The organism is Rhodopseudomonas palustris BisB18 (genome assembly GCF_000013745.1).
Taxonomy (GTDB): Bacteria; Pseudomonadota; Alphaproteobacteria; order Rhizobiales; family Xanthobacteraceae; genus Rhodopseudomonas_A; species Rhodopseudomonas_A palustris_F.
Window position 1 is genome coordinate 421,719 of the sequence record NC_007925.1, and the last position, 13,869, is coordinate 435,587.

Sequence of the window (13,869 nt, forward strand, 5' to 3'; positions counted from 1 at the left end):
TTCTTACCTTGCAAGACATCTTACCGGCGCGATTCCCGACGCGCCTCTCCAACATTCAAACGAGGTACTCCATGGCCGTTGGCAAGGTTTCAGACGCCGATTTCGAATCCGAAGTGCTCAATGCAACGGGTCCGGTCGTGGTGGATTTCTGGGCGGAATGGTGCGGTCCCTGCCGCATGATCGCGCCGGCGCTGGACGAAATTTCCAGCGCGCTCGGCGAGAAGGTCAAGATCGTCAAGCTCAATGTCGACGAGAATCCGCAGACCGCGTCGAAGTACAGCGTGATGTCGATCCCGACGCTGCTGATCTTCAAGGGCGGCGAGATGGCCTCGCGCCAGGTCGGCGCCGCGCCGAAGCAGAAGCTGCATCAGTGGATCTCCGCCGCGGTGTGAGCCGGCGCTGATTTTGATTGGTTGCGACGGCCCGCCAGAGCGGGCCGTTTTCGTTGGGGGCCTTGTTCGGCGACCTCAGGTATCGACTTCGCGGTCGTCGTGCCCCGGACGCGGTGCACTACGCCGCGCTTGCGGCGTGGTGCGCCGCAGAGCCGGGGCCGTTACGACGGCAGCATCTCGAACGGTCCCGGATCGGCGGCGCGGCGTTTCGTGCCGCACCTTGTCCGGGACACAGGATGAGCTGATATCACCTCGGCGGCGTGCCGTTCCGCGCCAGTACCTCGCCGGCGAGATACAGCGAGCCGGCGATCAGAATCCGCGGCGGCACCTCGTAGGCGAGCCGCCGCAGCGACGCCAGCGCCGCCTCGACGCTGGCCGCGATCTCGACCCGCAGCCCAAGTTTTCGCGCGGCGTCGGCGAGCATCGCAGGCGCCATCGCGCCCTCGCGGCTCGGGATCGGCACCGCGATGATGTGGCGGGTGAGGCCTGCGAAATTGCCGAGAAATGCCTCGGCGTCCTTGTTGGCCATCATTCCGGCGATCACCACCAGGGGCCGCGACACCCGCTCCTCAAGGTCGCCGAGCGCCGCCGCCGCGACCCGGCCGCCATCGGCGTTGTGGCCGCCGTCGAGCCAGAGCTCGCTGCCCTGCGGCGCGGCATCGACCAAAGCGCCCGCCGTCAGCCGCTGCATCCGCGCAGGCCATTCGGCGCCGGCGACGCCGGCCTCATAGGCGGCGTGGTCGATCCGCAACGTCGCGATCGCCCGTAGCGTGGCGATCGCCAGCCCGGCATTGTCGAACTGGTGCCGGCCGAACAGTTTTGGCGCGGCGAGGTCCAACAACCCGCGATCGTCCTGATAGACCAGCCGGCCGCGCTCGATGCCGACATGCCAGTGCTGCCCTGCGGCGTGCAGCGGCGCGTGCAGCCGCCGCGCCTCGGCTTCGATCACCGCCATCGCTTGGTCCGGCTGCTCGGCGCAGATCACCGGGCTGTCGCGCTTGATGATGCCGGCCTTTTCGGCAGCGATCGCCGCCAGTGTCTCTCCGAGAAATTCGGTGTGGTCGATGCCGATCGGCGCGATCACGCTGGCGAGCGGCCGCTCGATCACATTGGTGGCGTCGAGCCGGCCGCCGAGCCCGACTTCCAGCAGCAACACATCGGCCGGGTGCTGCGCGCACAGCTGCAACGCCGCCGCGGTTTCGATCTCGAACAGCGTGATGGGCGCCCCGGCATTGAGCCGTTCGCAGTGGCTGAGCACGGCGATCAGTTCGTCGTCGCCGACCAGCACGCCGCCGCCGACGCGTCCGAGCCGGATGCTCTCATTGGGCCGCACCAGCCAGGGCGAGGTGTAGGCGTGAACGCGCAGGCCCGCGGCTTCCAGAATCGCCCGCAGATAAGCCAGCGTCGAGCCTTTGCCGTTGGTGCCGGCGACATGGATCACCGGCGGCAGGCTGCGCTCCGGGCGATCCAGCCGCTGCAAGAGCCGCTGCATCCGTTCGAGGTCTAGATCGATGCGCTGGGGATGCAGCTTGGCCAGCCGCGCCCGCACCTCGGCCAGCGGCGTCAATGGTGCGGCGCCGCCTTCGCTCACGCCGAGGGCGCGGCGGGCGCCGGCGTTTGCGCGGCAACGGGGGCCGGCGCAGGCGCCGAGACCGGCAGATCGGACGTGGGCGGAATGATTTCGGCCACCACCGGCTCCGGCTCCGGTTCGGGCTCAGACTCCACGATGACTTCGGGCATCGGAGCTTTGGTCAGCAGCCGGCACAGCCGCGCCAGCGTTGCCTTCAAATCGTGGCGGTGCACCACCATGTCGATCATGCCGTGCTCTTTGAGATATTCGGCGCGCTGGAAACCTTCCGGGAGTTTCTCGCGAATCGTCTGCTCGATTACCCGGGCGCCGGCAAAGCCGATCAGCGCGCCGGGCTCGGCGATCTGCACGTCGCCCAGCATGGCGTAGGACGCGGTGACGCCGCCGGTGGTCGGATTGGTCAGCACCACGATGTAGGGCAGCTTGGCGTCGCGCAGCATCTGCACGCCGACCGTGGTGCGCGGCATCTGCATCAGCGACAGGATGCCTTCCTGCATCCGCGCGCCGCCGGAGGCCGCGAACAGGATGAACGGCGATTGCTTCTCGACCGCAAGCTCGATGCCGCGCACGATCGCCTCGCCGGCGGCCATGCCGAGCGATCCGCCCATGAAGTCGAAATCCTGCACCGCGACCACGACGGCGCCGCCTTCGAGCTTGCCGTAACCGACCTTGATGGCGTCGTTCATGCCGGTCTTGGCGCGGGCGTCCTTGATGCGGTCGACGTATTTGCGTTCGTCGCGGAATTTCAAAGGATCGGGCGTGACCTCGGGCAGCGCGATGTCGTACCAGGTCTCATTGTCGAAAATCGATTTCAGCCGCGCCGCAGCCCCCATGCGCATGTGGTAGTTGGAGCCGGGGATCACGAACTGGTTGGCTTCGACGTCCTTGTAGAACACCAGGTGGCCGGAATCCGGACATTTGATCCACAGGTTCTCCGGGGTCTCGCGACGCAGGATGTTGCGGATCTTGGGGCGAACGACGTTGGTCAGCCAATTCATGATGCACTCCGCGTCGCTTGTGTCCGGGCGTCGCTGCTATCCGGGAGGCGCCTCCGGTCGCGGATGGCGCGCTGTCTATATGGCGGGCCGGGCCGCGCCCGGCAACCCGCACCTTGGTGGACCCTTGGTCCGACGCAATTGTGGCTATTCGGCCGCCTGCTGCGCCGCATGGACGCCCTCGGCCAGCGAGCCGACCAGTGCGGCGACGGCGCCGACCGTCCCGGCGGTGGCCCGGCCGTCCTTGTCCAGGCTTTTGGCCAGCACATCGACCAGCGCCGAGCCGACCACCGCGCCGTTGGCGTGGCGGGCGATGTCGCGGGCGCCCTCCGGGGTGCGGATGCCGAAGCCGACGCAGACCGGCAGCTTGGTGTGGCGCTTGATCCTTTGTACAGCCTGGCCCACCACCGCGGAATCCGCGCTGCCCGAGCCGGTGATGCCGGTGATCGAGACGTAATAGACAAAGCCCGAGGTGTTCGCCAGCACCGCCGGCAGCCGCTTGTCGTCGGTGGTGGGCGTCGCCAGCCGAATGAAATTCAACCCCGCCTGCATCGCCGGCAGGCACAATTCGGAGTCTTCCTCCGGCGGCAGGTCGACGATGATCAAGCCGTCGACGCCGGCCGCTTTGGCATCGACCAGAAATTTGTCGACGCCGTAGATGTAGATCGGATTGTAGTAGCCCATCAGCACCACGGGCGTGGCGTTATCGTCGCGGCGGAACGCCTGCACCAGAGCCAGCGTCTTCTTCAGCGTGGTGCCGGCCTTCAGCGCGCGCAAGCCGGCGGCCTGGATCGCCGGGCCGTCCGCCATCGGATCGGTGAACGGCATGCCGATTTCGATGATGTCGGCGCCGGCCTTCGGCAGCGCCTTGATCAGCTCGAGCGAGGTGTCGAGATCGGGATCGCCCGCCATCAGGAAGGTGACGAAGGCGGCGCGGCCCTGCTTGTTCAGTTCGGCGAAACGGGTGTCGATTCGAGTCATCACTTCTGCCCCCGCAAAATCTCAGCCACTTGCGGGATGTCCTTGTCGCCGCGGCCGGAGAGGTTGATCACCATCAGGTGGTCCTTCGGCCGCTGCGGTGCGAGTTCGAGCACCTTGGCGATGGCGTGCGCCGGCTCCAGCGCCGGGATGATGCCTTCGAGCCGCGACAGCAATTGGAACGCCGCCAGCGCCTCGTCGTCGGTGGCGCTGAGGTAAGTGACGCGGCCGGTCTCGTGCAGCCAGGAATGCTCCGGGCCGATGCCGGGATAATCGAGCCCGGCGGAGATCGAATGGCCTTCCTGGATTTGGCCGTCGTCGTCCATCAGGAGATAAGTGCGGTTGCCGTGCAGCACGCCGGGGCGGCCGCCGGCGATCGATGCGGCGTGCAATTGCGTGAGACCATGGCCCGCGGCTTCGACGCCGAAGATCTCGACCGTGGGATCGTCCAGGAACGGATGAAACAGCCCCAGCGCATTGGAGCCGCCGCCGATGCAGGCGACCAGCGAATCCGGCAGCCGGCCTTCGGCGGCCTGCATCTGCGTCTTGGTCTCGGTGCCGATGATCGACTGGAAGTCGCGCACCATCATCGGATAGGGATGCGGCCCGGCGGCGGTGCCGATGCAGTAGAACGTGTCGCTGACGTTGGTGACCCAGTCGCGCAGCGCCTCGTTCATCGCGTCCTTCAGCGTGCGGGCGCCGGACTGCACCGGGACCACCTTGGCGCCGAGCATCTGCATCCGGATCACATTGGGCTGCTGCCGCTCGACGTCGACCGCACCCATGAAGACGATGCATTCCAGCCCGAACCGCGCGCACAGCGTCGCGGTGGCGACGCCGTGCTGGCCGGCGCCGGTTTCGGCGATGATGCGCTTCTTGCCCATCCGCCGCGCCACCATGATCTGGCCGAGCACGTTGTTGACCTTGTGCGAGCCGGTGTGGTTGAGCTCCTCGCGCTTAAAGTAGATTTTCGCGCCGCCGAGGTGGTCGGTGAGACGCTCGGCGAAATACAGCGGCGACGGCCGGCCGACATAATCCTTCAGATAGCCGTCCATCTCGCGCTGAAACGAAGGGTCGGCCTTGGCGCCGGCATAGGCTTTTTCCAGATCGAGGATCAGCGGCATCAAGGTTTCGGCGACGAAGCGTCCGCCGAAGATGCCGAAATGCCCGCGCTCGTCGGGGCCGGAGCGAAACGAATTTGGCAGCTGCGTAGTCATCAAATCATCAACTCTTGCGAGGCGCGCGCGGCGCGAATGAAGGCGCGGATCAAATCTGGATCCTTGACGCCGGGGGCGGTTTCGACGCCGGAAGAAATATCGACGCCGCCGGCGCCGGTGATCCGCACCGCCTCGGCGACATTGTCGGCGGTGAGGCCGCCCGACACCATGAACGGCAGCGCCAGATCGAGATCGCGTAGCAATTGCCAGTCGAACACCGCGCCGAGCCCGCCCGGACGGCTGGCGCCCTTCGGCGCCCGCGCATCGAACAGGATGCGGTCGGCCACCGCCGCGTAGTCCGGCAACGGCGCAAGGTCCGCGGCGCTGGCCACCCCCAGCACTTTCATCACCGGCAGCCCGAACGTGCGGCGGATCTCGGCGACCCGAGCCGCCGATTCATGACCGTGCAGCTGCAGAATGTCCGGCCGCAGCGTCTCGATCACGCTTTCCAGCAGCGCGTCGTCAGCATCGACGGTCAGCGCGACCTTGGCGGCGCGATCGCCGGTGGCGTCACCAAGTTGGCGCGCGAGCGCGAGGTCGACATGCCGCGGCGAGGCCGGGAAGACCACGAAGCCGACCATGTCGGCGCCGGCCGCCAGCGCCGCGTCGAGCGTCGCGCGGGTGGACAGGCCGCAAATTTTGACGACAAGGGGCATGGTCTCGCAGCACGGGTTGGCCGAAAAGCAAGGCGCTCGGTCCGAAAGGCCGGTGTTACAACGTCGCGCTCTGCTTGTCTCGCGCACTATTGGCGGAACCGAGCTGCAACAGCCGGGGCGCCCGCGGGGCCTCCGCCGCCGGCTGGGTCACGACGCTGGCGCGCAATTCGGTCAGCTGCGCCCGCGCCTCGATCGCCTCGGCCTGATGCCGGCGCGCAGCTTTGCGCCAACGCCGCTGGCGCAGCCAGGTCACCGAGCTGCCGGCGATGACGCCGAGGATCGCCACCGCGATCAGGAGAACGAACAACGGCATGGTCACCGCGAGTTCGGGGTCGTTGCCGGCAAACGGATCCAGCGACACCGTGACCAGTTGGCGGTTGGCGACCGCGAACACGAAGAGGATCAGTCCGAGCGGAATCAGAACCAAGGCCGTCAAGAATTTCTGCATGGTCTCTCTCGCCTTGAAGGCCGCCGATCTAAGCTACGCGCCGCTGTCTGGCGCTCCGGTGTCACGGTTCAACCGTTCGCGCATTTCTTTGCCGGTCTTGAAAAACGGCACGCTCTTCTGGTCAACCGGCACGTGGGCGCCGGTGCGCGGATTGCGCCCGGCGCGCGCCGGCCGATGCTTGACCGAAAATGCGCCGAAACCACGAAGCTCGACGCGGTCGCCGCGCGCCAGCGCCGCCACGATCTCGTCGAGGATAGCGTTGACGATATTCTCGACGTCCCGCTGATAAAGGTGCGGGTTGTGCTCGGCGATACGCTGAACGAGTTCGGATTTGATCATCGAGACTGGGGCCCGTGGGTGCGGATCGCCATTTCTGTGAAAATGCCTTGGACTGTCAAGACGCTAAATGAATTCAGAGGGCGTTGAAATCACCAGGTCGCCGCCGAAAACGGCATCGCGGCACCCCTGACGTCGCTTCGCGTATCGAGCGGGCGCGCAGTCGCACCACAACTCAGTTCGATCCCGCTGGTCGCCACAGCGCCAGCATGCCGTCCAACCCGAGCTGCTCGACCGATTGCACCACGCCGGCGCGTTCGATCTGCCGGGCCACCGCATTCAAGCCCAGCGCGTCGAGCGTGATCGAGGTGGCGGCCCGCAGGAACGTCAGATCGCCGAACCGCGGTGTCAACTTGTAGTCGCGAACCGGCAGATCGGCTTTGACCTTCTTTTCCGCGACCAGCCAGGCGATCGCAGTCTTCTCGTCGCCGAGTTGATCGATCAGCTTCAGATCGACCGCTTGGCGCCCGGTGAACACCCGGCCGTCGGCGACTTTCTCCAGCAACTGATCGTCCATGCCGCGGCGACTCTTCACCAGGCCGCGGAACCAGGCGTAGGAATCCTTCACCAGCGATTCCAGCGCGGCGCGGGCTTCCGGACTGGTCGGCTCGAAGCCGTTCGGCGCGGCCTTCAGCGGCGACGACTTCACTTCCTCGACCTTGACGCCGACGGTCTTCATCAATTCGGTGAAGTTGGGAAACTGAAACAGCACGCCGATCGAGCCGACCAGCGAACTCTGCTGCGCCACGATATGATCCGAGGCGATCGCCGCGATATAGCCGCCGGAGGCCGCCAGGCCCTCGATCACCACCACCAGCGGTTTCTTGGCCTTGAGCCGCACCAGCGCGTCGTAAAGCTGCTCGGAGCCGGCGGTGGTGCCGCCCGGCGAGTTGATGTGCACGACCACCGCGGCCGCGGCGGATTTTTCCAGCCGCTCCAGCGCCTCGACACGATCGGCATCGCTGCGGATCAGTCCGTCGATCTTGACGCGGGCGATCGCCCCGGAGGTCCCCGCCAACGGACCCGAGGGCACCGTGGCGGAGCCGACCGCGATCACCGCGGCGATCGCCACCAGCGCCGCCGCGACGCGCCAGAAGGTCAGCTTGCGGCGCATCCTGCGGCGATCGACGATCACATCGGAATCAAACGACATCGGACTTCTCCAGCAACGATCGTCACGGTTTTCTATCGGGAGTGTTGATCAATCGTATCCCGATTACATCAATTGCAACCCAATATGAAGAAAACAAGGTGCGGGCCCGTCGCCAGGCCTGTTGTCCCGGGCGCGGTGCAGCGCGCAGCGCTGCTCCGCAGAACCGGGACCGTTACGGAACGCTGCGTTCCGTAACGGCCCCGGCTCTGCAGCGCATCACGCCGCAAGGGCGGCGTGCCGCGCTTTGTCCGGGGCACGGTGATCTTTGAGTCGTAGAGCCGTAGGGTGGGCAAAGCGATTGCCGTCGCTCGAAGAGCGACAGCAATCGCGTGCCCACCGCAAGCTGCGCGGACGGTCCTGGTGGGCACGGCGCAACAGCGCCTTTGCCCACCCTACCGCGTGCCCCAACGAAAAAAGGCCCCGGTTTCCCGGGGCCCCAATTCCAACTCCGACGCTGTCGAAGCTTATTTGTCGCGCTGCTTCAGCGCGGTGCCGAGAATGTCGCCCAGCGTCGCTCCCGAATCCGAAGACCCGTATTGCGCGATGGCTTCCTTCTCTTCGGCGACTTCGAGCGCCTTGATCGACACCTGGACCTTGCGGGCCTTCTTGTCGAACTGGATCACCCGGGCGTCGACCTTCTCACCGACCGCAAAGCGTTCGGCGCGCTGATCGGAACGCTCACGCGCGAGCTCCGAGCGCTTGATGAAGGTGTTGAAGTCGGTGCCGACGATCTGCACGTCGATGCCCGATTCCTTCACGTCCATGATTTCGCAGGTCACGATCGCGCCCTTCTTGACGTCGCCCGGCTCGGCGAAGGGGTCGCCTTCGAGCTGCTTGACGCCGAGCGAGATGCGCTCCTTCTCGACATCGACATCGAGCACGATCGCCTTGACGACGTCGCCCTTCTTGAAGTTGTCGATGACCTGCTCGCCCGGCTGCTTCCAGTCGAGGTCCGACAGATGCACCATGCCGTCGACTTCGCCGTCGAGACCCAGGAACAGACCGAACTCGGTCTTGTTCTTGACTTCGCCTTCGACGGTGGAACCGACCGGGTACTTCTCGACGAACACTTCCCACGGATTGCGCATGGTCTGCTTCAGACCGAGCGAAATCCGGCGCTTCACCGAATCGACCTCGAGCACCTGCACTTCGACTTCCTGCGAGGTGGAGACGATCTTGCCGGGGTGCATGTTCTTCTTGGTCCACGACATTTCCGAGACGTGGATCAGGCCTTCGATGCCCGGCTCCAGTTCGACGAAGGCGCCGTAGTCGGTGATGTTGGTGACGCGGCCGGTGAAGCGCGCGTTCAGCGGGTACTTCGCCTCGATGCCCTGCCACGGATCGTCCAGCAGCTGCTTCATGCCGAGCGAAATGCGGTGGGTCTCGTGGTTGATCTTGATGATCTTGACCTTGACGGTCTGGCCGATGGTGAGCACTTCGGTCGGGTGATTGACCCGGCGCCAGGCGATATCGGTCACATGCAGCAGGCCGTCGATGCCGCCGAGGTCGACGAACGCACCGTAATCGGTGATGTTCTTGACCACGCCGTCGATCACCTGACCTTCTTCGAGGTTCTGCACCAGTTCCTGGCGCTGCTCGGCGCGGGTCTCTTCGAGAACCGTGCGGCGCGACACCACGATGTTGCCGCGGCGGCGGTCCATCTTGAGGATCTGGAACGGCTGCGAGTTGTTCATCAACGGCGCGACGTCGCGGATCGGCCGGATGTCGACCTGCGAGCGGGGCAGGAACGCCACCGCGCCGTCGAGATCGACGGTGAAGCCGCCCTTGACCTGGTTGAAGATGACGCCGTGGACCTTCTCGTTATTGTTGAAGGCCTTCTCGAGCTTGCCCCAGCTTTCCTCGCGGCGCGCCTTGTCGCGCGACAGCACGGCTTCGCCGAGCGCATTCTCGATGCGGTCGAGGAACACTTCGACGGTGTCGCCGACCTTGAGTTCGCTTTCTTTGCCGGGGCCGGCGAATTCGCGCAGCGCCACGCGGCCTTCGGTCTTCAGGCCGACGTCGATGACGGCCATGTCCTTCTCGATCGCAACAACAATGCCCTTGATGACAGAGCTTTCCTGCAGATTGCCGCCGGCGAAAGACTCGTCGAGCATCGCGGCAAAATCGTCGCGGGAAGGATTATAGGAAGCAGTCGAAGCCATTTGTTCTCCAGATGCGGGTGTCGCCGGCTTATCGGTTGAGGGCGTATCGGGCGTGAAGTGCCAAAGGTCCGCGCCCTTTGGCGACCGCTTGCTGAATGGGCTAAGCGGGCCGGCAGCATGCCTGCACGATCGATACGGTGGTTGTTAGAAATTCCAGTAGGCGATCCGGGGCCTGAACACGGTAGACCGACCTCGAAAATCTAAGGTCGTGATCCTATCAGTTCAACACCACACACGCGACCTGGAGCGGGCTTTCCTCCAATGACGGCAACGGTTTCGCCTGAGTATCCCACTTCCGAGAAATCTCAGACCCGCTGCCGGCCCGCTCGAACGGCCTCGACAATGTCGATGGCGGCCCGGACGCCGCTTTCTATATCCAAATGCGAGTTATCGAGCAAGTGCGCATCGTCTGCGGCTTTTAGCGGCGCCGCCGCGCGGCTCTTGTCGCGTTCGTCGCGTTTGAGAATATCTGCCAGCACCTGCGCCTCATCGGCGGGCTCGCCGCGCGCCAGCGCTTCCAGCGTGCGCCGATGCGCGCGGACACTCGCATCGGCGACCACGAAGATCTTCACGTCGGCCTCCGGGCAGATCACGGTTCCGATGTCGCGGCCGTCCAGCACCGCGCCGGGCGGGTGGGCCGCGAACTGGCGCTGAAAGTTGAGCAGCGCGGCGCGGACGCGCGGCAACGCCGACACCACCGAGGCGGCCTCGCCGACGGTTTGCGATTTCAAAGCCGGATCGGCGAAGGTGTCCGGATCGAGCGCTTCGGCCGCAGCGACCGCGCGCGTCTCGTCGGTCAGCTCGGCACCCTGGTCCAGCAGCGCCTTGGCGACCGCACGGTAGATCACGCCGGTATCTAAATGACGGTAGCCGTAATGCGCCGCGAGCCGCTTGCCGAGCGTGCCCTTGCCGGAGGCGGCCGGTCCGTCGATGGCGATAATCATCCTGATCCTGCTTTCCTGCGCCCAGCGGCGCCCATTGCGGGGCGCGGGCGACCGAACCGGGCACCTTCAACACCGCCGGCGGGCAAGTTTCAAGCCGCCGCATTCGCGCGTGGTCGTTTGCAAGCGGCCGGTCGGCACGTATAAGCCGGCCTCCCAAGACCCGCAGCGCGGGCGGCCGTCCGCGCCGCCGCTTGCGCCGCAATGATCCCGGTGACGTTTTCCGATGGCCACGCCCGCTTTCATCAAACGCATCCTGCGCTCGGATGCGTTCCAGACCTCCATCAGCTATCCGCTGGCGGCGTATTTTCAGATCGTGACCTGGACGGCCAAATTCGACCGGCCGCGGCCGCCGGTTCCGGGGCCCTACATCATGGCGATGTGGCACGGCCGGCTGATCATGCTGCCGATGCTGTGCATGGAAGACAAGGCGCTGAAGGCGCTGATCAGCGGCCACCGCGACGGCCGCATCATCTCGAAGATCGGCGCGATCTTCGGAATCCAGACCGTCACCGGATCGAGCTCCAAGGGCGGCATGCGCGCGGTGCGCGAATTGATGCGGTTCGGCCGCGACGGCCATTGCCTGTTCGTCACCCCGGACGGGCCGCGCGGACCGCGGATGCACGTCAACGAGGGCGTTCTCGATCTCGCCCGGCTGACCGGGCTGCCGATCCTGCCGGTGTCGATCAGCCCGCAGCGCGCGGTGGTGTTCAAGAGCTGGGACCGGCTATTCCTGCCGAAGCCGTTCTCGAAGATCGTGGTGCGCTGGGGCGCGCCGATCACGGTGGACGCCGACGCCGATCGCGCCGTGATCAGCCAGCAGCTCGAAGCGGCGCTGACCGCGGTGCAACGCGACGCCGACACGCTCGCCGGCCGGGCGCCGATCGAGGCGGCGTGAGCTCGTGTCCCGGACGCGGAGCAGCGCGCAAGCGCTGCGACGCGAGCCGGGACCATTCCAAACGCTGCGGTCCGTAACGGCCCCGGATCTGCAGCGCACCACGCCGCAAGGGCGGCGCGGTGCACTGCATCCGGGGCACGCGACCAACAGTCCGTGTTCAGCCGAACTCCGCGCCGAGCCGGCGCATCATCGGGATGAAGTCCGGGAAGGACGTCGCGATGAAGCCGGTATCGTCGATGGTCACCGGCTGGTCGGCGGCGAGCCCCATCACCAGCGCCGACATCGCGATGCGGTGATCCATTTCGGTGGCAACGAGCCCGCCGCCCGGCACGTGGCCGCGGCCCTCGACGATCAGATCGTCGCCGTCGATCTCGACCGAAACGCCGTTGAGCCGCAGCATCGCCGCGGTGGCTTCCAGCCGGTCGCTCTCCTTGACCCGCAATTCCTTCAAGCCCCGCATCCGCGTGGTGCCCTCGGCGAAGGCGGCGGCCACCGCCAGCACCAGATATTCGTCAATCATCGACGGCGCCCGCTCCGGCGGAACTTCGACGCCCTTGAGCTGCGAGGCGCGCACCCGGAACTGGGCCATCGGCTCGCCGGCGTCGCCGCGCACCTCGCTCTCCTCGATCGAGCCGCCCATTTCGCGCAAGGTCTTGAACAGCCCGGTGCGCAGCGGATTGGTCATCACCTCGGTCAGCACGATGTCGGAGCCCGGCACGATCAGTGCCGCCACGATCGGAAACGCCGCCGAGGACGGGTCGGCCGGCACCACCACCGGCGCCCCGCGCAGCTCGGGCTGCCCGGTCAGCGAGATCTTGCGGCCGTGCGCGCCTTCGGGCTCGCTGACGATCTGCGCGCCGAAATGGCTCAGCATCAGTTCGGTGTGGTCGCGGCTGGCCTCCTGCTCGATCACCGTGGTGATTCCGGGCGCCGCCAGCCCCGCCAGCAGCACCGCGGACTTGATCTGCGCCGAGGCCACCGGGGTGCGGTAGAGGATCGGCAGCGGATCGCGGGCGCCCTGCAGGGTCAGCGGCAGCCGGCCGCCCTCGCGGCTGTCGATGACCCGTGCGCCCATCAGTTCCAATGGATCGACGATCCGCCGCATCGGCCGCGAGCGCAGCGAGGCGTCGCCGTCGAAGGTGGCGGTGATCGGACAGCCGGCGACCGCGCCCATCACCAGCCGGCAGCCGGTGCCGGAATTGCCGAAATCGAGCGCCGCGGCCGGCTGCGCGAAACCGCCGACGCCGACGCCGTGGATCCGCCAGGCAAAATCGCCGGTGCGCTCGACGCTAGCGCCGAGCGCCCGCATCGCTTTGGCGGTGTTGAGCACGTCCTCGCCCTCGAGCAGCCCGCTGATCCGGGTTTCGCCGACCGCCAGCGCGCCGAGAATCAGCGCCCGATGCGAGATCGATTTGTCGCCCGGCACCCGCACCCGGCCGGTCAGGGACGCGGACTTGCGCGCTTGAAGTGGGCTCGGCTGGCCGGAGGGGTGAGCTGAATGGGTCAAGATTGTGTTCCTCTGCGCCGGCGCGGCCGGATGCGAACGGCTTGCGCGCATCACGTTGCCGCCGCCCCGTGCAGAGCGCTATTGACAGCAGCGTGGCAACTAGCCAAGTGAAGCACCGTTTTTCAAGAATTCCCAGGATTGCACAAGTGGCCAAATCCGACCTCGGCACCAAGCGTATTTGCCCGACGACCGGCAAAAAGTTCTACGACCTCAATAAGACCCCGGTGATTTCGCCCTATACCGGGGAGGTCGTTCCGATTGCGCCGATTCCGCCGCCGCGAACCCGTGCGGACGCCGCCTCGCGCGCCGCCGCGGCCTCCGCGGCTGCTGCCGCCGAAGCGCCGGAAGCCGCCGAAGCCGAGGAATTGGTGCCGTTGGAAGAAGCCGACGCCGAAGAGAACACCGGCAAGGTCAAGGCCGTGGTGCCGGAATCCGAAGACGATATCGAGATCGACGACACCATCGAAGACGATGACGACGACGATTCCACCTTCATCGCCGACGAAGAAGAAGGCGACGAAGACGTCACCGATATCATTGGTGACGTTTCTGGTGACGAGGAGACTTGAGATCGTCGCCGGAATGTGATCAACGAATG

At 66.2% G+C, this 13,869-nt stretch carries 14 protein-coding genes; 3 read left to right on the top strand and 11 right to left on the bottom strand.

Going from position 1 to position 13,869, the window contains the following annotated elements; genetic code table 11:
• The first annotated feature begins 71 nt into the window (after positions 1-71).
• Entirely contained in the window at positions 72-392 is a 321-nt protein-coding gene (gene trxA / locus RPC_RS01950; RefSeq protein WP_011470871.1) for a thioredoxin, read from the top strand.
• A 247-nt stretch (positions 393-639) separates the two neighbouring features.
• Here the strand turns inward: trxA and RPC_RS01955 are convergent, their stop codons facing one another.
• From RPC_RS01955 to cmk, 10 genes are all read right to left on the bottom strand, one after another.
• Complete coding sequence (locus RPC_RS01955; RefSeq protein WP_011470872.1) at positions 640-1,983, bottom strand: bifunctional folylpolyglutamate synthase/dihydrofolate synthase; 1,344 nt, start codon at positions 1,981-1,983, stop codon at positions 640-642.
• Positions 1,980-2,978, bottom strand: coding sequence for an acetyl-CoA carboxylase, carboxyltransferase subunit beta (gene accD, locus RPC_RS01960; protein WP_011470873.1), 999 nt, complete (start codon positions 2,976-2,978; stop codon positions 1,980-1,982). Before accD ends, RPC_RS01955 begins: the two co-directional genes overlap by 4 nt.
• Positions 2,979-3,122: 144 nt before the next feature.
• A complete protein-coding gene (trpA, locus tag RPC_RS01965; protein ID WP_041801279.1) occupies positions 3,123-3,959 on the bottom strand; it encodes a tryptophan synthase subunit alpha in 837 nt (278 codons plus the stop codon).
• Complete coding sequence (gene trpB / locus RPC_RS01970; protein WP_011470875.1) at positions 3,956-5,170, bottom strand: tryptophan synthase subunit beta; 1,215 nt, start codon at positions 5,168-5,170, stop codon at positions 3,956-3,958. The genes trpA and trpB overlap by 4 nt, the downstream gene beginning before the upstream one ends.
• Positions 5,170-5,826 (bottom strand): phosphoribosylanthranilate isomerase, encoded by a 657-nt coding sequence (locus RPC_RS01975; protein ID WP_011470876.1) that lies wholly within the window; start codon positions 5,824-5,826, stop codon positions 5,170-5,172. Before RPC_RS01975 ends, trpB begins: the two co-directional genes overlap by 1 nt.
• A gap of 55 nt (positions 5,827-5,881) precedes the next feature.
• A complete protein-coding gene (locus RPC_RS01980) occupies positions 5,882-6,274 on the bottom strand; it encodes a lipopolysaccharide assembly protein LapA domain-containing protein (RefSeq protein WP_011470877.1) in 393 nt (130 codons plus the stop codon).
• A gap of 33 nt (positions 6,275-6,307) precedes the next feature.
• Complete coding sequence (locus RPC_RS01985) at positions 6,308-6,613, bottom strand: integration host factor subunit beta (protein WP_011470878.1); 306 nt, start codon at positions 6,611-6,613, stop codon at positions 6,308-6,310.
• 172 nt (positions 6,614-6,785) lie between these two features.
• Positions 6,786-7,763: a signal peptide peptidase SppA gene (gene sppA / locus RPC_RS01990; protein WP_011470879.1), complete on the bottom strand. Its 978-nt coding sequence runs from the start codon at positions 7,761-7,763 to the stop codon at positions 6,786-6,788.
• Positions 7,764-8,227: 464 nt separating this feature from the next.
• Complete coding sequence (gene rpsA, locus RPC_RS01995) at positions 8,228-9,925, bottom strand: 30S ribosomal protein S1 (protein WP_011470880.1); 1,698 nt, start codon at positions 9,923-9,925, stop codon at positions 8,228-8,230.
• Positions 9,926-10,230: 305 nt separating this feature from the next.
• Entirely contained in the window at positions 10,231-10,869 is a 639-nt protein-coding gene (gene cmk / locus RPC_RS02000; protein ID WP_011470881.1) for a (d)CMP kinase, read from the bottom strand.
• Between the two features lie 223 nt (positions 10,870-11,092).
• Here cmk and RPC_RS02005 point away from each other — a divergent pair, with 223 nt between their 5' ends.
• Positions 11,093-11,764 (top strand): lysophospholipid acyltransferase family protein, encoded by a 672-nt coding sequence (locus RPC_RS02005; protein WP_011470882.1) that lies wholly within the window; start codon positions 11,093-11,095, stop codon positions 11,762-11,764.
• 157 nt (positions 11,765-11,921) lie between these two features.
• Here RPC_RS02005 and aroA read toward each other — a convergent pair whose 3' ends face one another.
• Positions 11,922-13,322, bottom strand: a complete 1,401-nt coding sequence (gene aroA / locus RPC_RS02010) for a 3-phosphoshikimate 1-carboxyvinyltransferase (protein ID WP_080507295.1) — start codon at positions 13,320-13,322, stop codon at positions 11,922-11,924.
• 95 nt (positions 13,323-13,417) lie between these two features.
• On the opposite strand from aroA, the gene RPC_RS02015 reads away from it, so the two are divergent.
• Positions 13,418-13,840 (top strand): TIGR02300 family protein, encoded by a 423-nt coding sequence (locus RPC_RS02015; RefSeq protein WP_011470884.1) that lies wholly within the window; start codon positions 13,418-13,420, stop codon positions 13,838-13,840.
• The last annotated feature ends 29 nt before the right edge of the window (positions 13,841-13,869 follow it).

Coding starts and splice junctions, on each gene's coding strand:
- accD (WP_011470873.1), bottom strand. CDS start 2,978: ATGAATTGGCTGACCAACGTCGTTCGCCCCAAGATCCGCAACATCCTG.
- RPC_RS01985 (WP_011470878.1), bottom strand. CDS start 6,613: ATGATCAAATCCGAACTCGTTCAGCGTATCGCCGAGCACAACCCGCAC.
- trpB (WP_011470875.1), bottom strand. CDS start 5,170: ATGACTACGCAGCTGCCAAATTCGTTTCGCTCCGGCCCCGACGAGCGC.
- aroA (WP_080507295.1), bottom strand. CDS start 13,322: ATGCGCGCAAGCCGTTCGCATCCGGCCGCGCCGGCGCAGAGGAACACA.
- rpsA (WP_011470880.1), bottom strand. CDS start 9,925: ATGGCTTCGACTGCTTCCTATAATCCTTCCCGCGACGATTTTGCCGCG.
- RPC_RS01980 (WP_011470877.1), bottom strand. CDS start 6,274: ATGCAGAAATTCTTGACGGCCTTGGTTCTGATTCCGCTCGGACTGATC.
- RPC_RS01975 (WP_011470876.1), bottom strand. CDS start 5,826: ATGCCCCTTGTCGTCAAAATTTGCGGCCTGTCCACCCGCGCGACGCTC.
- RPC_RS02005 (WP_011470882.1), top strand. CDS start 11,093: ATGGCCACGCCCGCTTTCATCAAACGCATCCTGCGCTCGGATGCGTTC.
- cmk (WP_011470881.1), bottom strand. CDS start 10,869: ATGATTATCGCCATCGACGGACCGGCCGCCTCCGGCAAGGGCACGCTC.
- trxA (WP_011470871.1), top strand. CDS start 72: ATGGCCGTTGGCAAGGTTTCAGACGCCGATTTCGAATCCGAAGTGCTC.
- sppA (WP_011470879.1), bottom strand. CDS start 7,763: ATGTCGTTTGATTCCGATGTGATCGTCGATCGCCGCAGGATGCGCCGC.